Origin of the sequence: Candidatus Avedoeria danica, assembly GCA_016703025.1 — a bacterium.
Taxonomy (GTDB): domain Bacteria; phylum Chloroflexota; class Anaerolineae; order Epilineales; family Epilineaceae; genus Avedoeria; species Avedoeria danica.
This window is the reverse complement of record JADJCV010000004.1, coordinates 1,255,946-1,278,437: the sequence shown is the minus strand read 5'-3', so window position 1 is coordinate 1,278,437 and position 22,492 is coordinate 1,255,946. Positions and strand designations below refer to the sequence as shown.

Genomic DNA, 22,492 nt, shown 5'->3' with positions numbered 1-22,492 from the left:
AGCGCTGCATCCTGACGCGTCGCGGAGCCCCGGTACACCAACCCGGCAGAATCGCCGGGTTCCGCACTCTGGTGGCGCCCCGGGCGTGTCCGGTGGTGGTGCGCAGGTGCGCTTCGCGCGCGCGACCCGGCGCCGGTATAATCGGTGGCCAACCTTGGGTGCCGCGCTCGCCGGCCGTCATCCACCGCACACCCCGAATGGAGGACGAATCACGTGGAGCTGGAGTTGCTGGCCCGCAGCGTCGACCTGACCGATGGGGTTCGCGATCACGTCCAGAAGCGGATGGCCAAGCTGCAGCGGTTCCTTCAGGACATCCACTCGATGCGCGTCGAACTGTCGCACGGCGTCAGCCACAACCAGGGCGAGGTGTTCACCGCCCAGATCACGTCGTGGGTGGACAAGCGGGTTCTCCGCGCGGAAGAGATGCACGCCGACCTGTTTGCAGCGATCGACTTGGCGGCCGACAAGATGCACCGGCAGATGCGGCGCTTCAAAGACCGCCGCGTCGACCGCTGGCATGGCCAGCGAAAGTCCGGCCCGTCCGTGGACGAGACACGGATCGAAGCAGCGGACGCCGACGACGCGGACATCCCGCGGCTGCCGCGGATCAGTCGCCGGAAGATGTTCGAACTCTACAGCATGACCGAGGACGAGGCCGCAGAGCAGATCGAGCTCCTCGGCCATGCCTTCTTCGTGTTTCGCAATGCCCGTTCCGGCGAAGTGAACGTGCTCTACCACCGCAAGGGCGGCGACCTCGGCCTTCTCGAGACGTTCCTGGCCTGATCGTGCGCCCGGTGTGGACGCCAGGAGCGGCGTGCTGAACGAGCCCCCGGCCGCCGCGCGGTCGCCGGCCGTGCGGCATGTCCTCGTCGTGTGCGGCGGCAACACGTGCCGCTCGCCCATCGCCGCGGCGCTGCTCGTCGCTCGGGCGGCCGAGGACGGGACGCCTGTCGAGGTTCGGACTGCCGGAACGAACGCCCGTCGAGGCGCCCCGGCGTCGCCCCATGCGCTGACCGTCATGGCTGCGCGCGGACTCGACGTTGCCCCCCATCGTGCCGCGCGCCTCGACGCAGCGCTGCTGGCCTGGGCGACCGACGTCTGGGTCATGACCGCCCGCCACCGAACGACGATCGCCCGTCGATGGCCTGACGCAGCGGGCGTCGAGGTTCGGCTGCTCAGCGAGGCCGCCGGCCGCCGCGGCGACGTCGCCGACCCGCTCGGCGGTGAGTTGTCGGACTATCGGCGAACGGCGGACGAGCTGGCCATCCTCGTCGACGGGGCATGGCGGGGCCGGCCGCCGTCGGCGGGCGGTGAGGTGAAGCTCCGCCCCGACGAGTCTCCCGTTCCAGGCCCGACCGGACCCGCTACGGATCACGCAGCCCAATGACCGTGACGGCCTCGTACCACGCCATGCGCAGGGCAAGCCGCGCGCCGAGCCAGCCGTCTCGCCACCCGCCCAGCGTGACATAACGGCGCCACATCGCCCGTGCCGGCTGCGTGATCAGCTGATGCGGTCGCCACCGCCACGCCGTCGCGCGCCGCCGCTCAACCTCGAGGCGGGCGTACGCGCGCTGCTTGGCGTCGAATTCCGACCACGAAGCATAGTTCAGGTGGCGCAGCGGGTGCTCGAGCACGCCGGCGGGTCCGTCGAGATCCGCGACCTCATGCACACCGTGGTCGGGGTCGTAGCGGGCCCGACGTGCGTCGAGGAGCCGCAGTTGCCGATCGGGCCACCATCCGCCGCCGCGCAGCGTGCGGCCCCAGAACTCGTTCGCCCGCGGGATCCAGAAGCCGGCCGGCGACATCGACCGGGGCGGCCCGGCAAACGGCGCCGCGGCGTGATCGCTCAACGCGCCGTGCGCCGCCTCGGACAGGGCGGCGCGCACCTCGGCCGCCAGTGCCTCGGACACCCGCTCGTCGGCGTCGACGAAGAGCACCCAGCGCGTGTCCGCCAGGCCGAGGGCGAACTGGCGCTGCCGGGCGTAGTTCACGAATGGGTGGTGCACGACGTCCGCGCCGGCCGCCCGTGCGATCGCGACCGTGCCGTCCCGGCTGCCGGAATCGACGACGACGACCCGATCGGCCCAGCGCAGCGACCGGAGGCAGTCCGGCAGGTGTGCTTCCTCGTCGAGCGTCAGGACGATGGCCGTGACGGCCGCGTCGATCCCGGACCCGCGTGCGGCCGCATCCGTCATCCGATGGTCTCGCTGCCGGTCGGCGCGGCGAAGACGGCGGCACGCGCGTCGCGCCGAGCATGGTGCGTGGCGGCGGACATCCGTCCGCGGCGCACCGCGGCGGCGTCGGCCTGCTCGTGGCAGGCAAAGCCGGTGCGAATGAGGAGATTCAACACTGGGCTGCAGAACCGCGCGTGCAGCCGGAAGTACCGCAGCCGGCTGCGCCACAACTGGACGAATGCCGCAAAACGAAACTGGCCCGCGCTCGCCCCACCGTGGTGGATGACGATGGCGGCCGGTGCGCACAGCACGCGCCAGCCCGCGTTGCGGAACCGGCGGCACCAGTCGAGTTCCTCGCAGTACATGAAGAAGCCGGGATCGAGCGGCCCGACGGCTTGCAGCGCCGTGCCGCGGACCAGCATGCATGCCCCGAGGACGGCGTCGACGGCGAAAGGGCGGCCCGCCCGGTAGCGGCGGCGCGCGTAACGACCGTTCAACGGCGTATCGGCCAGGCGGGGGACCGGCCAGAGATCGAGTGCGGTCTGCACGAGTCCCGGAAACCGGAACGCCGCGTGCTGGAACCTTCCGTCGGGATAGATCAACGACGGCCCGACGACAGCGGCGCGTTCGTCGGCTTCGAGCGCGGCCACCATCGTCGGCAGCGCGCCAGGGGTGAGCGCGGCGTCCGGGTTGAGCAGCAGGATGAACGAGGGAGCATCGGCGTCACGGGCCGACCACGGGGCGAGCGCGACGTTGTTCGCCGCCGTGAAGCCGCGGTTGCGCCCTTCGGCGATGAGCCGCACCCACGGATGATGCTGCGTCACGAACGCGACCGTCTCGTCCACCGAGCCGTTGTCGACGACGACGACGTCCGCTGCGTCCCGCCATCCGACCTCGTCCACTGCGGCGCGAACGGACGTCAGGCAGGCATCCAGGAGGGCCGCGGTGTTGAAGCTGACGATCACGACACCCAGGCGCGGCGGCTTTGCCGATGGGCTCACGGTCGCATCCACTTCGTCGAGATCATCCGGCGCCGGCGCTATTCGCGCGGCGTGTCGTATTCGACGTGGATGGACTGGACGCCGTAAGGACCGTGCATGACCCCGACATCCTCGTGCAGGAGCGCCAGGTAGCCGTTCGTGTCGCGGCGGTACGGCGCCTCGACGAAGCGCACGGCGCCCTGAACGCGCACCGTCTCGTTCGGCATGAGGCACAGGTAGTAGAGGTCGCCGTCCGGGCCGGTCGGGCATGCGTCGAGTGCCGCGGTCGAACCGACCTGGAACCGGAACGGGTAGTCCAGGTCGGAGCGGCGGTCATCGTACGTGAACCCGACCCGCAGCGCGCCGGGGCTGCGGGCGAACGTGCGCTCGTAGTCGGGCGAAAGGACGAGGTCGTCGAAACAGAATCGACCGTCGGCGCCGCTGGCGACATGGCGCCCATTGTCGCCGTCCGCCTCGAATGCGTACACGTCCGCCTCGGCCAACGGCGCATCGTCCGGGCCGCGGACGGTGCCGCAGACCTGGACCGGTTGCACGGCGCGGCCGTCGCCGGCGGCCGTGTCCAGCGTTGCCGGGCCGACCTCGGCCCCCGTGATCGGCGGGTCGATGAGCGGCGCTTCCGTCGCCAACTGGATGTCGACATCGGGGGGCGTGTCGGCTGACACGCGCGCCGAACCGCGCAGCGGCCCCTTGCGCGCCAGCAGGACGAAGGCGCGGTCCGCCAACTGGTTGAACGTGCGGGTGTTGTCGTACACATAGCCCGGCGCCGGACCGCGCGTGCGGATGGGCGTGCCGCCCATGTTCCTGACGGTCGCCGTGAAGACGAGCGTCTGACCCAGGCTGAGACGCGTCGCGCTCCAGCGGACGTCGTCGATGAAGGCGGCGTTCGGCAGGCCCGCTTGTGCGATCTCGAAGGGCCGGCGCTCGACGATCGTGTTGCCCGAGGGGTCGCGGGCCTCGACGACGACCTGATACCGGCCGTTCGGCGGCGGCGGCGCATCGGCGTCGACACCGGCGTCGTAGTCGTAGACGTGCGGGCCGGCGTCGCCGGGTGAGTTGGCGGTGTCCGTGTCCGCCAGGATATCCGTGACGTAAGCGCCATCGGCCGTCTCGATCCGGAGTCGCACTTCGGCCGGCTCGTCCAAGGCGTAGCTGATCGCCACTCGGTCGTCGATGCCGTCCTGGTTGGGCGTGAAGCGCGGCGGCAGGACGGTCAGGCCGCGGACCTGCGGCGGCCGCGCGTCGGCGTTCGTCACGGTCAGCTCGCCGCCGTCGACGGTGATCGCCGCGCCGCCATCCGACCCAACGGCCTCGATACCGAGCCGGTACCGGCCGTCCGCGAGCATCCGACCGTCGATCACGCCGCCGAACAGGAGCTCGTACGCCTCGCGGGTCGGCTGGCGGAGGGCGTCGGCGCGGACGACGTGCACGGCGCCGTCCGCCGCGGTGAGCGTGACCGTGACGTGCGCTTGCCGTCCGATGCGGTACGTCATACGGGCGACGTCGTCGTGGCCGTCCCGGTCCGGCGTGATCGTCGTCGGTTCGAACGAAACGAGTTCCACGAGCGGAGCGCCGGCGCAGCCGGCAAGCGACAGCGCGACGAGCGCCGCCGCCATGCCGCTGCGGTTTGTCGAGCGCACGTCGAGTGCTGGCCGGCGGAGCATGGCCGCGAGTGTAGCAAACCGCTCTGAGGCGGTACAATCGCCCGTGATGAACGCGCACATGTCCGACGATTGGCAGGCGGCCCTCGACCGGCTGTACGGCTTCGCCAACTGGGAGACCCGCCCGCCGGGCACGCCCCACGAGTTTGCCCTCGACCGGATCGAGCGACTCCTCGACGCCCTCGGCCGACCGCACCACAGCTGGCCGGCGGTCCACATCGGCGGGACGAACGGCAAGGGATCGACGAGCGCGTTCGTGGCCGAGACGCTGGGCTGCGCAGGGTATCGGGTCGGGCTGTACACGTCGCCGCACATGCACACCGTCCGGGAGCGAATCCGCGTCGGCCGGACGCTGATCGCCGAGACCGAGGTCATCGCTTGGCTGGACGAGCACGCCGCCCTGTTGGACAGCCTGACCGGACTCACGACGTTCGAAGTGTTGACCGCGCTCGCTTTCGATCACTTCGCCCGCGCCGGCGTTGACATCGCCGTCATCGAGGTTGGCCTCGGCGGCCGGCTGGACACGACGCGCGTCGTCCGGAGCGTCGTCAGCGTCCTGACCCCGATCGGCCTAGACCACCGCGAGATCCTCGGCGACACGCTCCGCCAGATCGCATCCGACAAGGTGGGCATCCTCAGACCGGGCGTGCCCGTCGTCAGCGCACCGCAGGCGCCGGAGGCACTGGCGGTCATCACCGCTGAAGCCCATCGCCTCGGCTGCCCGCTCTCGCTCGTCGGCCGCGACACGACGTGGACCGTCCGGGACAGCCGTCCGCCGACGCTCGACTTCGTCGTCCACCCGCCGTCCGGCGACGCATCCCGGCGCGACCCCTCGACCGACCCCGTACCGCCGATCTCGGCCGTCGCCGATGACGGTGGGCCCGCAAGCGAACCGCTTCACATCGCCGCCGAACTCCGTCTGGCCGGACCGCACCAGCACGTGAATGCCGCCGTCGCCGCCACCGCGCTGGCCGTGCTGCGGCAGGCGGGCTGGGCGATCACAGCGGCGCACATCGGCGACGGCCTCTCGCGCACCACCTGGCCCGGCCGCTATGACCGTTGGTCGTTGGCGAGCGGCGCAACGCTCGTCGTCGACGGCGCCCACAACCCGCACGGGGCCGCGGCGCTGATCGCGGCCCTCCGTCACGACGACCCGTCCGACGGCTACGCGTTCGTCCTCGGCTTCGGCGGCGGCAAGGACGTCGACGGGATGCTGGACGTCCTCGTGCCGTGCGCCGCGGCGGTCTTCACGGTGCGCGCGGATCATCCCAAGGCGCTGGCGGCCGATGCCGTCGCGGCGCGCGTGCTGGCGCGGGCGCAGGCGGCGATCGGGGCGGGGTCGCGGCTGGACGATCGCTCGGTGACACCGTGCGCAACGATGGGCCAGGCGCTGGAGGCCGCGATCGCCGCGGCCGGACCCGGCGGGGTGGCGGTCGCCACGGGCTCGATCTTCGTGGCCGCCGATGCCCGGGAGGCCTGGCTTGACGCGCTCGGCACGCCGATCACGGACCGGGACGCGCCGCGGCCGTAGTCGATGGGCTGTCGACGTCGAAAGGCCGACCGCCGATCGCAGCCGTCCGACCCTACCAGCCGACCCGCCCGGCGCCCCCCGCCATCGCCACCGGCTCCACCGTCGCCCTCGCCGCCGGTGCGCCGCCCGTGGCTGTGCCGGTCGGGCCGAGGGGCGTTTGGGTGCGATGGACCGTCGTCGTCGGCGTTGCGGACCGCGCGGGCGCCGGGCGCCAGCCGTCATGTACGGTCGCGGATCCGAGCGCGAGGACCACGGCGGCGGCCATCACGAGCTCCGAGACGCCGGGCAGCCGAGCGATCAGGCCGAGATGGTGGACGGATGGCCCGCGCCGCTGGATCGCACGGTGCGACGCGATCGGCCGCGAGTCGAACGCGCGCTCGAGACGCGACTCCAGGTCGGCGACGAACGGCGCAGCCGGCGCCGGAGGCGGCGGAGCGAGGCCGTCGAGCGCGGCGGCAAAGCGGGCAAGATGGGCCGCTTCAAGGCCGAACGCGGCCGCGACGACGTCGTCCGGAACGTCGGCGGCGCGCGCCGCCATCGCCATATCCAGCGCCTCGGCACGGCCGTCGACCCGGTCGCCGTCGGCCAACAACGCGGCGTGCGTGAAAGCGCTCGGCCGGCGGTCCGGGCGGACGGTGGGCGGGTGCATCGTCACCTCCGTGCGGGCGCGCGTACGGGCGCGCCGGAAGCCTCGAGGGCGGCCGCCACGGCGGCGGCGCGCTTGAGGGCGCGGTGCTGGAGCACCTTGACGTTGCCGGGTGTCGTGTTCATCGCCTCGGCCACGTCGCGGATGGAACGACCGTCGGCGACGCGGAGCGTGAGCACGGTGCGGTAGCTTTCGGGCAGTGCGGCCATCACCTGGCGGCCCAGCTCGGCCCACGGTGAGTGGCCCGGCGCGTGGTCGCCCTCACTCAGCGCCGCGGCGTCGGAGCGGCGTGCGTCGTCGGCCGCGACGGATCGATCTGCGTTATCGGCCTCGTCCCAGTCCGTGATCGCCGGCTGCCGGCCGCGCTGTCGCCAGCGGTCGCGCAGCTGGTTGCGGGCGACGGTGTACAGCCACGTCCGGAACGAAGCGCGGTGGTCGAAGCCGTCGAGTGCGCTCACGAGCCGGAGGAACGTCTCGCTCGTTACATCCTCGGCGTCCTGGGCGTTGCCGAGCTGATGGTAGGCGTAGCCGAAAATCTCATTGACATAACGACGATAGACGGCCACGATCGCGTCGCGATCGCCGGATTGCGCACGCCGAACGAGGGACTCGTCGGAGTCGGCGGCGCCGTCCGTGTCGCGGCCGGCGGTGGGGTGATCCGCCGCGTCGCGCGCAGCGCTGCGGCGCGGCGAGATCGCCTGTGCATCCTGGAGAAGGGAGTGGGTGGCCACGATCGGGCAGACGCCGCGGGGTTACAGTCGCCGGTGGCTCACGCCGCCGCCGACGTCCCCTCGATGTCCGCAACGGTCTGCACCAGCCACAGGGCGCGCGCCAACCACATCGCGGTGGCGCCGCTGACGGGCAGCCCGACCCGGTGGTGGCCGATGCGCGCTTCGGCCGGCAGCGCCGCGGCGAGGCGAGCCCGGTCGAGGTGATGATGGGGCGCGAACCGAATCGCCACGTCCTCGCCCTCGAGGCCGACGCTCTGCGCGCCGGCCTGGTGGGCCAGCACGCGCAACCGGAGCACGACCAAGAGGTGGCGCACCTCGGTCGGCGGCCGGCCGAAGCGGTCGATGAGCTCGTGCTCGATCTCGCCAACGGCCGGCAGCGTATCGGCCGCCGCCATCTGGCGGTAGAGCCGCGTCCGCTCCGCCGTCTCGGCGACGTACGTCTCCGGAAGGTAGGCGTCCACGGGCAGGTCGACGGTCGGCAGCGTCCCCGGATCGATCGCATCAAGCTCGGCGGCCACGGTGACGGGCACCTCGACCGGATCGCGATCGTCGGCCCGCACGCGTTTGATCGCGGCGGCCAACAGCTTGGTGTACAGGTCGAGGCCGATGGACGCCACGTGGCCGTGCTGGCGAGCGCCGAGGATCTCGCCGGCACCGCGGATCTCGAGGTCGCGCATCGCCAGGCGGAAGCCGGCACCGAGGTCGGCGTAGTCCGCCAGCGCCTGCAGCCGCTCGCGCGCGTCCTCGGAGGCCTCGCCGCCCGGCGGGAGGAGGAGGTAGGCGTACGCCCGCACCTCAGACCGACCGACGCGGCCCCGCAGTTGGTGAAGCTGGGCAATCCCGAAGCGATCGGCCCGTTCGACGATCAGCGTGTTGGCGTTCGGGATGTCGAGACCGCTCTCGATGATGCTCGTGCAGACCAGGACATCGACGAGGTGGCCGACGAAGTCGAGCATCGCGCCGGCCAGCTGGTCCTCGGGCATCTGGCCGTGGGCCACCGTCACGCGCGCCTCGGGCACGAGCCGTCGGACGCTTTCGACGACGCCGTCGATGCCGCGCACGCGGTTGTAGACGTAGAACACCTGCCCGCCGCGGGACAGCTCGCGCTGGATCGCGTGCCGCACCTGCTGCGCCTCGTACGGGCCGACGTGGGTGGATACCGGCAGGCGCTCGGCGGGCGGCGTGTCGATCGTCGTCAGGTCTCGCAGCCCGGTCAGGGCGAGGTGCATCGTCCGCGGGATCGGCGTTGCCGTCAGCGTGAGCGTGTCGACGCCCTCGGCGATCTGGCGCAGCCGCTCCTTGTGCTTGACCCCGAACCGATGCTCCTCGTCGACGACCAACAGCCCGAGGCGCTTGAACTTCACGTCCTGGCCGAGCAGGCGGTGCGTGCCGATGATGATGTCGATCTCGCCCCGGCCGAGGCGCTCGATCGCTTCGGCGAGGTCCTTGCGGCGTCGGAAGCGCGACAGGACGTCGATCCGCACCGGAAAGGCCGAGAGGCGCTCGCGAAACGTCTCGAAGTGCTGTTGGGCGAGGACCGTCGTCGGCGCAAGGATGGCCACCTGGCAGCCTGCCATCACGGCCTTGAACGCCGCCCGGAGCGCCACTTCGGTCTTGCCGAAGCCGACGTCGCCCACAACCAGCCGATCCATCGGTCGTGCGCTCTCCATGTCGCGCTTGACGTCGTCGATCGCCTTCATCTGATCGTCCGTCTCGAGGAACGGGAACGATGCTTCCATTTCGGCCTGCCACGCGGTGTCGGGTGCGAACGCGGCGCGATGGGCCACTTCACGGCGTGCGTACAGCGCCAACAGCTCTTCGGCGATGTCCTCGACCTCGCGACGGGCGCGTGCCTTGGCGCGCTCCCAGTCCGCCGTCCCGAGCCGCGTCACAGAGGGCGAAACCTCGCCGGCACCGACGTAACGCGCCACGCGGTCTGCCTGATGCGTGGGCACGAACAGCGTGTCGCCGGCCGCATACTCCAGGTGAAGGTAGTCCCGCTCGGCTTGCCCGACCTGCATCCGCACGAGCCCGCGGAACACACCGATCCCGTGTTCGACGTGCACGACGTGATCGCCCACCTGGAACTCGGCAAACTCGTCGGCTCGGCTCGCTTCTTCGTTGGCGCGCCGGCTGCGGCGGCGATGCGGCATGCGCCAGCCGAAGATCTCGCCGTCCGTCAGAACGACGAGACGACCGCCGTCGGCGCCGACCAGCTCCCAGCCGCTGCCGAGCGCGCCGTGCACGACCGCCAGCCCGCCCGGGCCGGGCGCGGCCACGAGGTCGGTCAGGGGCGCGGCGCTGATGCCCGCCGTTGTGATCAGCTCCGCGATCCGCGGCGCCTGCCGGCTGACGACGACGATCGCGTCGCCCGCGTCGAGCCGGCGCAGCACGTCGCTCACCGCCTCGTCGACACGTCCGCCGAACCGCGGCGGCGCGCTGAAGCCATGGGACGGGCGATCCGTCTGCGTCGTCGAACGCGCCATCCCGTTGACGATCAGACGCCGGTGCCGGCCGATCGCAGCTTCGAGCTCGGTCCAGTCCACGAGCGGCCGCAGCGGCCAGCGTCCCGGGATCTCGCCGGCGGCCAGCTGCTCGGCGCGCACGGTTTCGGCCTGCGCCGCCAAGTCGACCGCCGCCGGCTCGAGCGCCTCGATGCCGTCCAGCACGATCAGCGCGTCGGGCGGCAAGTGGTCGAGCAGCGTCGCCGGTGTGTGCAGCAAGGATGTGAAGAGCTCGAGGCCGCGAAAGCGCTCGCCGTTCGCCAGCTGCTCGATCTGGCGCTTGAGGTCCGATTCGGCCAGCGGTTGCAGCCGGCCGAGGTCGACGTCCGCCAGCGCGGCCGCGGCCCGCGGCCCGTTGCCGGGCAGCGCCTCGGTGGCCGGCGGAATCACGAGGCGCTCGACGGTGCCGTGCGAGCGCTGCGTGGCGGGACTGAACAGCCGCAGCGCGTCGAGATCGTCGCCGAACCACTCGAGGCGCACCGGCGCGCCGGCCGACGGCGGCCAGACGTCCACGATGCCGCCCCGGTGCGCCATCTCGCCCGGCGCCGTCACTCGGGTGGCGTGGTCGTAGCCGAGGCGATGGAGATGGCGCACGAGCTGCGTGACGGGCATCCGGTCGCCGCGGGCGACGACGTGCGCGTCGCGGTCGAATTCGGCCGGCGGCAGCGTCGGCGTGAGGACGGCGCGCAGCGGCGCGATGATGACCGGCGGAGGACCGGGGTTCGAGCCGGGCGCCGTGCGTTGGACGAACAAGGCCGCCAGGGTGGCCATCCGGAGCTCGCGCACGGACGGATCCCACGCGATCCGCTCGAACGGCAGCGGGTCAGGGGCGGCAAACAGATGAAGTCTCGTCGGATCGTCGAGATACGCGCTGAGCGAATCGGCCAGCGCGCGCGCTTCATCGACCTGCGGCACGATCCAGACGATCGGCACCGAGGTTGCCGCTGCGATCGCCGCGACGGCGGCCGGCTGGGCGGCTTCCGGGAGGCCGAGCGGGCCGATGACCGCGCCCGGCTCGGCACGCAGCACACGCGCCAGCGCGTCCGACACCACGGGGTGCCGGGACACCGGATCCAGGAGACCGCGCAGAGAGTAATCACGCATGACGGGATGGCACCCAACAGGAGCGGCGACGCCGCAGGGCAAGCATTCAAGCCTAGCACGCTCGGGTTGGCATCACAATCGCTGACAGATCGACCTTCGATCGCTGACGAAACGACATTCGGCGATGGATGGCAGCGCGGCAGCGGACCGTTTGCCGGACCGGCGAGGTGCCCAAACGGGGGGCGGCCGGCGGTCGCCCGCTGCGGCCCTGGCACGCGGTGTGCTCTGCGGCGGTGGGTCACCCGATGGCCGCCGACACGTGGCAGCCGCTCTACAAGGAGGCAGGGATGAACGTCCGAGTCTGGGTCGGCCGCGTCGCCGTCGCGTTCTTCGCCGTTGGCGCACTGCTGTGGGTTGCCCGCCTCAACCGGCCGGCACCACCCGTCGCCACCATCGTCGTCGCGGTCGCCAATCGGGCGGTCGCACCGTACACGCTGCTCACGATGGACATGCTGGCCGCCGGCCAACCGATGCGCGAGGTCGACGCGCGCAGCAACGGGGCCTACCCGATCGAAGGAGCGGCCGGCCTGATGACCACCGCCCCGCTGGCGCCGGGCGACGTGATCACGACGGGCAGGGCACTGCCAGCCACCGACGTTCGGTTCATCCGCGACCTGCGCCTCGAGATCGTGTCGTTCGCCGCCGGCATCGACCGTCTCGTCGGGGGACGGGTGCGCCCCGGCCACCGGATCAACATCTACGGCACCGGACGGGACAACCACAACCGCAGATTCACCGAGCTGATCGAACGCGCCGCGCTTGTCGTTCAGGTCAGCGCCGCGGGGCAGGCAGTGGTCGAAGCCGCTGCCGTGCCCGACCTGACGACGGGCGAGGTCCGCCGCGCACCCGGCGCGCGCGAGCCGAGCGTGACGATGGTCACGGTGGCGCTGTTGCCCACGCGCGTGCTGCACCTCGTCGATGCGCTCTCGTCGCGCAGGCTCGACCCATGGGTCACGCTGGCCGCGATCGGCCAAGCCGACCTCACGCCGGTGGCGACGGAAGGACTGCCGACACCGCCCGTGTTCCGCGTGCCGGTTGACCCCGGCTTCGCCTCGACCGTGACGACGACCCCTGTGGCGATCGGGCCCCTTGGAGCCGGAGGGGCATCCCGCACGCCTGCCGCCCCCGCAGTGCGTTAGTACGCTGTCGCTGGACACGCTTCGGATGGCCGACAGAGGTAGGCATGACTCTGCCGTGACCGAGTACTGGTAGCCCGCCACTGGACATGCCGGGGGTGCCCGCCAGAGTCCGGAGGCCGGAGATGCTGCAGTGGCGGGGTACCAGCGGCCCGTTCCGGTCGCCGAAGCCGTGCGCCAGCGTGACTTGCGCTGGCGTGCGGCGTGTCTGCGCGTCACCGTCTGCCGGGACGGTTCGTCCTATACTGCGTGTTGTTGCGCGGAAGTTGTGTCCGGGGGCTTGACGCGGGCGCGCCAAGGCGCTAAATTAACGCAGTCGTAACCGGACCCCCCAAGGACGATCGTCGATGCACCCGAATCGCTGGTGGGCTTGTGTGCTCGCCGTGCCTCTGCTGACCGCCGGCTGTACGCTGACCGGCGCCGCCGGCTCGGGATCCCGTTCCGGGCACCCGAACAGGGTCAAAGCTGAATCCGAACACACGGTGGCGGCCAAGGTGTCGATCGCGGGCGAACAGCGCCACGGCTCGGACACGGCGGTCGTCCCGGCGGCCGATGTTGAACGCGACGATCCGCGTCGTGCCGATGACGAGGCGTTCGTGGAATTGCCGGCGTGGGGCGGCGTGTCCGTCGACGCCAGCGAGCCGGGCGACGCGGGCGAAGGCGACCGCATCCACGAGGCGGCGGGCGACGCGGCACGACCGCTGGCACCGGAAACGCCGTGGTGGCGTCGGGCGAAGGACGCCGGCAGCGCGTGGGTGCCCCCGGCGTTCGTGCGCCCGTCGGCCACACCCGAGCCTTCGGCGACGCCCGTTCCATCGATCACCCCGTGGCCGTCGGCAACGGTTCCACCGACGCCGACGGAGGATGTGATCGCCGCGGCCGGCGTTCCGGTGCGGCTCGAGATCCCGGCAATCGGCGTGGATGCCGTCATCGAGCACGTCGGCCTGACGGCCGAGCGGGCGATGGACGTGCCGCAGGACTGGATGAACGTCGCGTGGTACGAGGGCGGCCCCATGCCGGGTGCGACCGGCAACTCGGTGATCGCGGGCCACTTCGATACGAGCACGGGCGGGCCGGCGGTGTTCTGGATGCTGAACCGGCTGTCACCGGGCGACGAGGCGATCATCACGTATGAGGGCGGCGACCGCTACACGTTCATCGTCCAGGAGCTGGCGGAGTACGACTACGATGCCAAGGACGACGTGATCGACACGATCTTCGGCGAGTCGCTTGCGCCCAACCTCAACCTGATCACGTGTCAGGGTGTGTGGGACTACGGCAACGGCACGTACAACAAGCGGCTGGTGGTCTTCACCGAACTGGTGCCCGAGCTGACGGTCTATGCCGCGTCGGGGACCGTTCGCGATTGACCGACGGTTCGACCGATCCGCGCTGACGGGTACACTCCGCGACCGATCCGTCTGCTGTCCGTCGACTCGTTCTTGTCTACGGGTTCCGTCTACTCGTGACCCGTGACCCGTGATCGTCTACCGTCTACTCGTGTCCGGCGTCGACCGTCGCACCCTCGGCGCTGGGGGCGTGCACCGCGGCCGCCGCATCCCGGGCGACGCGGACGAACGTGCCGGGCAGCACGCCGATCAGGATCGTCATCGCCAGGCAAGCCCAGATGACGAATGACGCGGACGGTGAGATCCGGATCGGGGCGGCGCCGTCCGGCGCCGGGCGAAAGAACATCGCCCGCACGACCCGGAAGTAGTACACCGCGGCGATCACCCCGGTCAGCACGCCGAGCACCGCCAGCGTTGTGTGGTTCGTGGTGACGGCGGCGCTGAAGACGGCGAACTTGCCGATGAATCCGGCGAGCGGCGGCACACCGACCAGGGACAGGAAGAAGATGACCATCGCCACCGCCAGCAGCGGGGCGCGGCGCATGAGGCCGTCGTAGGCATCCACGCGACTGTCGCCGGTGGCATGGTCAACGGCGATGATGCACGCAAACAGTCCAATGTTCGTGAAGATGTAAGCCAGGATGTAGAGCACCACGGTGCCGAGGGCGGTCAGACTGCCCATCGTCGTTGCGCCGAACGACGCGACGCCGACAAGCATGTAGCCGGCCTGAGCGATGGACGAGTACGCCATCAGACGCTTGATGTCCGTCTGGCCGAGCGCCGCCAGGTTGCCGAGGATCATCGTGGCGCCGGCGAGCAGGCCGATCAGGCCGATCCAATGCGGCGTGAGCAGCGGCGCGTCGAACGCGCTGAAGAACATGCGCAGCAGGACGGCCATGCCCGCGGCCTTCGGGCCGACGGACAGGAAGCTCGTGACCGGCGTCGGTGCGCCCTCGTAGGCGTCGGGCGCCCACTGGTGGAACGGCACGAGCGCGATCTTGAACCCGAGACCGGCCAGGACGAGCAGCAGCGCCGGGATGATGACGCCCGACAGGTCCTTGATCAGCAAATTGTCCGGTGATCGGACGGCGTCGGCGATCAGCGGCAGCGACGTCGTCCCGGTGGCACCGAAGAGATACGTCAACCCGAAGATCATCGCGGCGCTCGTGATCGAGCCGTAGAGGAAGTACTTCAGGCCGGCCTCGTTCGAGCGCGCGTTCTCACGCAGGAAGCCGGTGAGCACGTAGCTCGTAATCGAAAGGAACTCGATGGCCACCAGCACCAGGATGAGGTCGTTGGCGCCGGCCATGAGGTTCATTGCCGTGGCACAAAACAGCAGGAACGCGCCGAACTCGCCTCTGAACGCCGTTCGGCCACGCATGAACGTCACGCCCGACACCCACACGAGGCCCGTCGAAACCAGACTGATCATGCGAAAGAAGTGCGTGAACCCGTCGCTCACGAACGCGCCGGGCCGCACGAGCGCGCCATCGACGTACGTCGCGAAGAGACCGCCGTCGGCGGTGAACAGTCCGCCCGGCCAGAGCCAGAACGTCGCGACGAGCGCGAGCAGGATCGTGCCGAGGCCGATCGCGTTCTGCCCGGCTTCGCGGCCGTTGGAGACGAGGTCGACGGTCAACAGCACGGCGGCGCCGATCACGAGGATCAACTCCGGGCTGAACTGGACGAGGGATGCGCTCAGGTTGGACACGTCGGGCTCCAGGGCGGCGGGCTACTGTGCACCGGAATGGGCGTGGACGAACCGGCCAAGGGGCAAGGCCAGGCCCGTTACGGCGCCGCCGGCTCGGCGGCCGGTGCATCGGCGGCCACGGGCGCGTTGAGCACGGTGTCCATCGTCGTGACGAGGCTTGCGGTCGTCGGGTGGATCGTGTCTAGGATCCACCTCGGATATACGCCGTACAGGATCATGTAGACGATGAGCGGCAGGAGCATGAGCATCTCGTTCCGCTTCAAGTCCGGCGTGCCGATCCACTTCTCGTTCTGCGGGCCGAGGAGGAGCATCTGGATAACCTTCCACAGGATGAAGGCCGCCGTGAAGACGATGCCCAGCACCGAGAGACCGGTCAGAATCAAGAACGGCAGGTTGCCGTTGAGCGCCACGCCGAACGCGCCGTTGAAGACGAGGAACTCGGCCACGAAGCCGGCAAGGCTCGGCAGGCCGAGGCTGGCGAAGGCGGCGACGATGAGGAACGTGCCGTAGCGCGGCACCGTGCGCCAAAGGCCGCCACCGAGCTTGCGGAAGTCGCGCTCGTGGGTGCGCGTGTCGTAGATCATGCCGACGAGGAGGAACAGCGCGCCGGTGATGATGCCGTGGGCGTACATCTGGAGCACGGCGCCGTCGATCCCGGCCTGCCGGGCCTGCAGGATGTTGGCCGCGGTCTGCGCATCGCCGTCCTTGGCGGAGGAGACTGCCACCACGGACGCCGTCAAGCCAAGCAGCACATAGCCCATGTGGTTGACGGACGAGTACGCGATCAACTTCTTGAAGTCCCACTGGGCCATCGCCACCATCGCGCCGTACACGATCGACGTGAAGGCGAGGAATCCGATCGGAATGGCCAGGCTGCGGAACGCGCCGGGGAACAACGGCATGACGACCCGGACGAGGCCGAACGTGCCGAGCTTCAACAGGACGCCGGCCAGGATGACCGAACCCGCCGTCGGCGCCTCGACGTGGGCGTCAGGCAGCCAGGTGTGGAACGGGAAGCTCGGCATCTTGATGAGCATCGCCACCAGGAAGCCGAGGAAGGCGAGCATGGCCGCGGTGCCGGTCGGATTGGAGAGGAACGGAATCGGCGCCGCAGGGCTGACGAACTGCGAGATCATGTCGCCGCGGACGAGACTGAAGCTCTGCGTATTGAAGACGACGCTGATCAGCGCGAGGAGCATCAGGACGCTGCCGGCGAGCGTGTACAGGAAGAACTTGATGGCCGCGTATTCCCGCCGGGGACCACCCCAGATCCCGATGAGGAAGTACATCGGAACAAGGCCGATCTCGAAGAAGACATAGAACATGAACAGGTCGAGCGAAACGAACACGCCGAGCATGCCCACTTGAAGGAGCATGAAGAGCGCGAAGTACTCTTTGACGCGGGTCTCGATCACCCCGGCGCTGTACCACAGGCTGATGGTTGTCAACAGGCACGTGAGGAAGATGAGCGGCACGCTGAACCCGTCGACGCCGACGTGGTAGTTGATGCCGTAGTTCGCGCCGAGGCCGATCCATGGCGCGAATTGCTCGAACTGGAATCCGGCCGCCGACGTGTCGTAGGCATACCAAAGGTACGCGGACAGCGCCAATGGCAGCAGGCTCCAATAGATCGCCATCTGCTTGATCGGGCGGTCGTCCCGCAGCAGCATGACGATGGCCATGCCGACGAGCGGGAGGAACGTGATGAGCGTCAGGATGTTGCTTGCGAGCGACATGAGCGACGGGTCCTCCTCGGATGCTGGGCCGCGCGGCGGAACTGGGTGAATCGGGGCGGGCGCGACGACCTACAGCACGTTCATGGCCAGAAAGATCAGCACGCCGACGAAGGCGAGCAGCAGGTACTGTTGAACGCGGCCGGTCTGCAGCCAACGCATCCAGCGGGACAACTCGCCGCTGACCATCGCCACGAGGGTGACCGTGCCGTCGACGATCCGGCTGTCGATCCAGCCGTTCACCGTCGCCCCGCGGCTGCCGAGCCAGCTGGCGCCGTTGACGGCGCCGTCCACGGCCCGGCGGTCGAACCACGCGTTGAGCTTGGCGAAGGCCACCGAGCCCTTGATGATCGTCGCGTCGTAGATTTCGTCGATGTAGTACTTGCGGTTCAGGAGCCGGAACAAGGGCGCGCCGATCACCGAAGCCAGCGGGTCACGCGATCGCGCCGCAGCCGGCTGGCGACCGTACAGCGCGTAGCCGAGGCCCCACCCGGTGGCCGCCGCGCCGACCGAGGCGAGTGCCGGCAGGGCGTTGAAGGCGTGCGTCTCGAACGCGCCGCCCGAGAGCAGGTAGCCCATGTAGTGGTGGAACGGGTTGCCGCCGAGCAGCGGCCCGATGATCGGGAAGCTGGCCGGAACGCCGACGAGGCCGAGGAAGATCGCGAATACGGACAGGACCACGAGCGGGTAGACCATCGCCGGCGCGCTCTCGGGGGCGTGAGCGGCGGCGTCCGTCGAGGGCGGGCCTGCAAAGACCATGAAGACCTGCCGGGCCATGTAGAACGCCGTGACGAAGGCCGCCGCCGTCCCGAGCACCCAGACGACGAGCGCGATCATGTGACCGTCGCCCATCTTGTGGAACGCGTCGGACAGGATCTCATCCTTGCTCCAGAAGCCGCTGAACACCGGCACGCCGGTGAGCGCGAGCGTGCCGGCCAGGAACGTGACGTACGTGAGCGGCATCCGCTTAGCCAATCCGCCCATGTTGCGCATGTCCTGCGGATCGTGCGCGTCAGCCGCCGCCACTCCGGGGATGCCCGATTGCCGATCGTGGTGGTCTGCGTCGGCGGCATGACCCCCGCCGTGGCCGTGCCCCTCGTGCATCCCGTGTTCGACGCCGTGGATGACCGAACCGCTGCCGAGGAAGAGGAGCGCCTTGAAGAAGGCGTGGGTCAACAGGTGGAACACCGCCGCCACGTAGGCGCCGATTCCGAGCGCCATGACCATGTAGCCAAGCTGGCTGATCGTCGAGAAGGCGAGCACGCGCTTGATGTCGTACTGCGCCATCCCGATCGTGGCCGCGAGGAGGGCTGTCAGTGCGCCGATGGCCGCGACGGCGTACATCGCACCGCTGATCTGATCCGGGTGATCGACATTCGCCGACGCGAAGACCGGGTACAGGCGGGCGATGAGGAAGACACCGGCCGAGACCATCGTCGCGGCATGGATCATCGCCGAGACCGGCGTGGGACCCTCCATGGCGTCGGGCAGCCAGACGTGCAGCGGGAACTGCGCGCTCTTGCCGATCGAGCCGCCGAACAGGCAAAGAGCGACGAGCGCCGCCACCGAGACGCCGCCGAGCGGCACGTAGACCTCGTAGCCGAGCATGCCGCTGAGCCAACCGTCGATCGGGCCGATGCCCTGCAGTCGCGCCAGGCTCTCCGGGCGCATCAGGGCGGTGTAGTCGGTCGTGCCGAGGAACGCGAAGAGCATCATGATCCCGACGAACAGGCCCATGTCGCCGATCCGGGTCGTCATGAACGCCTTCTTGGCCGCTTCAGCCGCCGACGGCTTGAAGTTCCAGAAGCCGATCAGGAGGAACGAGCACAGGCCCATGATCTCCCAAAAAAGGAGCGCCTGCACCAAGTTGCTGGCCAGGACGAAGCCGAACATGCCGGTGGCGAACAATGAGACGTAGGCGAAGAAGCGGGCGTAGCGCGCCCGGCCCAGCGCCCGGTCGACTTCACCGGTCGTCGGATCCGTGTAGCGTTCGAACTCCGCGCCCATGTAGGACGACGAGTAGATGAAGATCATGAGGCAGGCGATGCCGACCATCGCGGCCGTCGCCGCGCCGAGCGGATCGACGAGGATGCCGAAGCGGAGATATCCGTCGCCGAGCGGCAGCCAATCGAGCGTCCGGCTCATCGCCGGCGAGTGGCTTAGCTCCTCGGCGCTTCCGCTGAGGCTGGCGAGGAACAGGAACACGCTGTACGCGCCACTCGCCGCCACACCGGCAATCGCCGTGTAGGCCGAGCTGCGCCCGCCACGCCCCGTCCAGATCTGAACGAGGATGATGACGAACGCAAGCGCCGTGAACAACGGCACGAGCCATGCATTTGCGGCGAGCGCGGCGAGATCCAACATCCGTTCCTCTCACGCGTCTGTGCACATGAACCATCGAGACGATCGAACGGGTCGATCGGGCTTGGTCTTCTCATCCATGACATGCGCTGCGAACGAGCGCCCCGAAATCCCGGCGGGGTCGAAAGGGTCAGCCCCGCATCGTGTTGAAGTCCTCGACGAGCACCGACTGGCGGTTGCGGTAGATCGAGATGATGAGCGCCAAGCCGACCGCCGCCTCGGCCGCGGCCAAGGCGATGACCATGATCGCGAACACCTGCCCGTCCATGCCGTTCAATCCGGCGCCGGACGGGACGGCAATGTAGCGCCAGAAAGCGACGGCATTGACGTTGGCACCGTTCAACATGAGCTCGATGCCCATCAGGACGCCGACCGCATTCCGCCGCGACAGCGCTCCGAACAAACCCGTGCCGAACAGCGTAGCGGCCACCAGAAGGTACCACCACAGCGGGATCGACGCCTCCATGCCCCCTCCTCGCGCCCGCGCTAATCGCGCGCGATGACGATGGCGCCGATCAGCGCCACGAGCAACACCAGCGAGATGATCTCGAAGGACAGCAGGTGCTCGGTCATCAGCGCCTGTCCGAGCCGAACGACGTTCGAGTCCTGGTTCAGCGCGACGTCGATCGTCGACGTAAGCGTGGTGCTTGCCCCGGTCAGCGCCGCTGCGGATGCTGCGCCGCCGCCGGCCACGTCGCCGCGCATCGCCGTGACCACCGAGCCGCCGGCGTCGGCCGGGCGGACGGGCCAGTCCGTGCGATAGGCCAGCACGCCGAGCGCGGCGACGACCGAGCTGCTGACGATGAATGCCAGGAACGCCTGTCGATTGTTCGCCCGCTCGTCGCCCATGACGTGGTGCGTCAGCATGACCGCAAAGAGAATCAGCACGCTGATCGCGCCGACATAGATGAGCACCTGGGTCGCGGCCAGGAAGTCCGCGCCGAGGATGGCGTAGATCCCGGCCACCCCGATGAACGAGAGGACGAGCCAAAGGGCGGAAACGAACACGTTGCGCGCCGCAACGACACCGATTGCGCCGCCGACCGCCACGCCGGCCACGAGGCCGAAGGCGAGCATCTCCATCATGCGGCACCCCTGCGCAGCGCAGCGCCGACGGCCTTGACGGCCGGGCGCTCGAACGTGATCTGCCGGGCCGCATTGAAGCGGCGCCACCCTGCGACGAGCCAGATCAGCAGAGCGACCATGACGATGTTGGCGACCGTGAACGCGCCGAGCACCTTCCATGGCGCCCAGCCGGCGACGAGCTTGGCCAGCAGGCCGGTCACCATGAGGTTGATCAGGCTGATCGGCACGAGCACCTTCCACGCGAACGCCATGAGCTGGTCGACGCGCAGGCGCGGCAGCGTGCCGCGCAGCCACATGAAGACGAACACGAGCGCCAGCGTCTTGCCGGTCATCCAGATCCAGCCGGGAATGCCGGCCAGGAATCCGAACGGAGGCTGCCAGCCGCCGAGGAACAGGATTGCGCCGACCGCCGAAGCGGAGATCGTGACGAAGTAGAGGGCAAGGTAGAACAGGCCGAACTTGATGCCCGCGTACTCGGTGTGGTAGCCGGCGATGATCTCGCTCTCCGCCTCCGGGATGTCGAACGGTGTCCGCTCGATCTCGGCGGTCGTGGCCAGCAGGAAGATGACGAAGGCGATCGGCTGCAGGAGAATGAACCAGACGCCGGGGAAGGCATCGCCGATGGGGCCCTGGCTGTGAATCAGGCCGTTCATCGACAGTGTGCCCGCCAGAAGCAGCACGCCGACGATCGACAGCACCTGCGGGATCTCATAGGAGACGACCTGCGCCACGGCGCGCATCGCTCCCAACAGGGCGTACTTGTTGCGCGATCCCCAGCCGGCCATGAAGATCGGCATCACGGCCGTCGAGCCGATGGCGAAGAAGAAGAGCGCACCGATCGACAGGTCGGCGGCGATGAGGTTGCGGTCGAGCGCGACGACGGCGAACCCGATGATCGCAGGCGGCACGACGAGGATCGCCCCAAGGTTGTACACCCACTTGTGGGCGGCGGTTGGCGTGATGTCTTCCTTCGTGAGCATCTTGATCATGTCGGCGAAGGGCTGTGCCAACCCGAACAGGCCCACACGATTCGGCCCGAGCCGGTCCTGCATGCGGCCGATGATCTTGCGCTCGCCCCACGTGGCGTAGAGCATCCCGATCTGAACGATCAGGACGATCACGGTGGCTTTCAGGATCGAGGCCACGATGATGCCGGCGGCCGACGACGACTCGCCCGGACCCGGCGCGGTGCCGGAGAACAGGCCGGTGAGCCAGCCGCTGAGCGACGTCGTCGTCTCAGCCAGCGATTCGGCTAGGGGCAGCGCATGCAGCATGGCGGTGCTCCGTGAGGCGGGAAGAACGGTGCGCGACCTAGATCCACTCCAGCGCACCCTTGCGCCAGGCGTACACGAGGCCGATGCCGAGGATGAGCAGGAAGATGATCATCTCGAAGAGCGCCAACAGGGGCAGCGACTGATACGCGACGGCCCAAGGGTAAAGAAAGACGGTCTCGACGTCGAAGAGCACGAAGATCAGCGCGTACAGGTAGTACTGGACCTTGAACTGCACCCATGCGTCGCCGACGGTCTCGAGGCCGCACTCGTACGTGGAGTTCTTGATCACCCCCGGACGCCTCGGGGCCAACACCATTGCGGCGAGGATGCCGAGGATCGGGATCGTCAGGGCGATGACGGTCAGGATGGCCACAAAGGCCCAGTTTTCCCCCACAGCCCCCTCCTCCTCGTGCTGCGCCGACCGGTCGCCGGGCCGGCAGCGCGGGATCATAAACCACATGCGGAGGTGATGCAACGATTCTCGCCGACCCCC

General features: G+C 69.5%; 18 protein-coding genes. 5 read left to right on the top strand and 13 right to left on the bottom strand.

Annotated features, from left to right (window positions below):
• Positions 1-213 precede the first annotated feature (213 nt).
• Both raiA and IPG72_08620 read left to right on the top strand, forming a co-directional pair.
• Entirely contained in the window at positions 214-783 is a 570-nt protein-coding gene (raiA, locus tag IPG72_08625) for a ribosome-associated translation inhibitor RaiA (GenBank protein ID MBK6769059.1), read from the top strand.
• A gap of 31 nt (positions 784-814) precedes the next feature.
• Positions 815-1,387 (top strand): low molecular weight protein arginine phosphatase, encoded by a 573-nt coding sequence (locus IPG72_08620; GenBank protein ID MBK6769058.1) that lies wholly within the window; start codon positions 815-817, stop codon positions 1,385-1,387.
• Here IPG72_08620 and IPG72_08615 read toward each other — a convergent pair.
• Genes IPG72_08615 through IPG72_08605 form a run of 3 tightly spaced genes read right to left on the bottom strand, consistent with a single transcriptional unit; the run spans position 1,365 to position 4,836 of the window.
• Positions 1,365-2,195 carry a glycosyltransferase family 2 protein gene (locus tag IPG72_08615; GenBank protein ID MBK6769057.1) on the bottom strand — a complete coding sequence of 277 codons (831 nt, stop codon included), beginning with the start codon at positions 2,193-2,195 and terminating at the stop codon, positions 1,365-1,367. The two genes, IPG72_08620 and IPG72_08615, sit on opposite strands and share 23 nt — an antisense overlap.
• Positions 2,192-3,175 carry a glycosyltransferase family 2 protein gene (locus IPG72_08610; GenBank protein ID MBK6769056.1) on the bottom strand — a complete coding sequence of 328 codons (984 nt, stop codon included), beginning with the start codon at positions 3,173-3,175 and terminating at the stop codon, positions 2,192-2,194. Before IPG72_08610 ends, IPG72_08615 begins: the two co-directional genes overlap by 4 nt.
• Before the next feature lie 38 nt (positions 3,176-3,213).
• Entirely contained in the window at positions 3,214-4,836 is a 1,623-nt protein-coding gene (locus tag IPG72_08605) for a hypothetical protein (protein MBK6769055.1), read from the bottom strand.
• A 58-nt stretch (positions 4,837-4,894) separates the two neighbouring features.
• Between IPG72_08605 and IPG72_08600 the strand changes: the two genes are divergently transcribed.
• A complete protein-coding gene (locus tag IPG72_08600; GenBank protein MBK6769054.1) occupies positions 4,895-6,364 on the top strand; it encodes a bifunctional folylpolyglutamate synthase/dihydrofolate synthase in 1,470 nt (489 codons plus the stop codon).
• A gap of 52 nt (positions 6,365-6,416) precedes the next feature.
• Here IPG72_08600 and IPG72_08595 read toward each other — a convergent pair whose 3' ends face one another.
• The 3 genes from IPG72_08595 to mfd are packed head-to-tail and all read right to left on the bottom strand — an operon-like array spanning position 6,417 to position 11,313.
• Positions 6,417-7,013: a hypothetical protein gene (locus IPG72_08595; GenBank protein ID MBK6769053.1), complete on the bottom strand. Its 597-nt coding sequence runs from the start codon at positions 7,011-7,013 to the stop codon at positions 6,417-6,419.
• Between the two features lie 2 nt (positions 7,014-7,015).
• Positions 7,016-7,741, bottom strand: a complete 726-nt coding sequence (locus IPG72_08590; GenBank protein MBK6769052.1) for an RNA polymerase sigma factor — start codon at positions 7,739-7,741, stop codon at positions 7,016-7,018.
• A gap of 38 nt (positions 7,742-7,779) precedes the next feature.
• Positions 7,780-11,313 carry a transcription-repair coupling factor gene (gene mfd / locus IPG72_08585; GenBank protein MBK6769051.1) on the bottom strand — a complete coding sequence of 1,178 codons (3,534 nt, stop codon included), beginning with the start codon at positions 11,311-11,313 and terminating at the stop codon, positions 7,780-7,782.
• Positions 11,314-11,636: 323 nt separating this feature from the next.
• Between mfd and IPG72_08580 the strand changes: the two genes are divergently transcribed.
• Positions 11,637-12,488 (top strand): hypothetical protein, encoded by an 852-nt coding sequence (locus IPG72_08580; GenBank protein ID MBK6769050.1) that lies wholly within the window; start codon positions 11,637-11,639, stop codon positions 12,486-12,488.
• A gap of 344 nt (positions 12,489-12,832) precedes the next feature.
• Positions 12,833-13,855, top strand: a complete 1,023-nt coding sequence (locus IPG72_08575; protein MBK6769049.1) for a sortase — start codon at positions 12,833-12,835, stop codon at positions 13,853-13,855.
• Between the two features lie 124 nt (positions 13,856-13,979).
• Here IPG72_08575 and IPG72_08570 read toward each other — a convergent pair whose 3' ends face one another.
• The 7 genes from IPG72_08570 to ndhC all read right to left on the bottom strand — a co-directional run bounded on the left by IPG72_08570 (position 13,980) and on the right by ndhC (position 22,393).
• Positions 13,980-15,545 carry an NADH-quinone oxidoreductase subunit N gene (locus IPG72_08570; GenBank protein MBK6769048.1) on the bottom strand — a complete coding sequence of 522 codons (1,566 nt, stop codon included), beginning with the start codon at positions 15,543-15,545 and terminating at the stop codon, positions 13,980-13,982.
• Between the two features lie 77 nt (positions 15,546-15,622).
• Positions 15,623-17,263 carry an NADH-quinone oxidoreductase subunit M gene (locus IPG72_08565; protein ID MBK6769047.1) on the bottom strand — a complete coding sequence of 547 codons (1,641 nt, stop codon included), beginning with the start codon at positions 17,261-17,263 and terminating at the stop codon, positions 15,623-15,625.
• 87 nt (positions 17,264-17,350) lie between these two features.
• Positions 17,351-19,642, bottom strand: coding sequence for an NADH-quinone oxidoreductase subunit L (locus tag IPG72_08560; protein ID MBK6769046.1), 2,292 nt, complete (start codon positions 19,640-19,642; stop codon positions 17,351-17,353).
• A 127-nt stretch (positions 19,643-19,769) separates the two neighbouring features.
• Complete coding sequence (nuoK, locus tag IPG72_08555) at positions 19,770-20,093, bottom strand: NADH-quinone oxidoreductase subunit NuoK (protein ID MBK6769045.1); 324 nt, start codon at positions 20,091-20,093, stop codon at positions 19,770-19,772.
• A 32-nt stretch (positions 20,094-20,125) separates the two neighbouring features.
• Complete coding sequence (locus IPG72_08550; protein ID MBK6769044.1) at positions 20,126-20,725, bottom strand: NADH-quinone oxidoreductase subunit J; 600 nt, start codon at positions 20,723-20,725, stop codon at positions 20,126-20,128.
• Positions 20,722-21,999 carry an NADH-quinone oxidoreductase subunit NuoH gene (gene nuoH, locus IPG72_08545; GenBank protein ID MBK6769043.1) on the bottom strand — a complete coding sequence of 426 codons (1,278 nt, stop codon included), beginning with the start codon at positions 21,997-21,999 and terminating at the stop codon, positions 20,722-20,724. Before nuoH ends, IPG72_08550 begins: the two co-directional genes overlap by 4 nt.
• 37 nt (positions 22,000-22,036) lie before the next feature.
• The gene (ndhC, locus tag IPG72_08540; protein MBK6769042.1) at positions 22,037-22,393 is read right to left on the bottom strand and encodes an NADH-quinone oxidoreductase subunit A; all 357 of its coding nucleotides are present in this window, start codon (positions 22,391-22,393) and stop codon (positions 22,037-22,039) included.
• Positions 22,394-22,492: the final 99 nt, after the last annotated feature.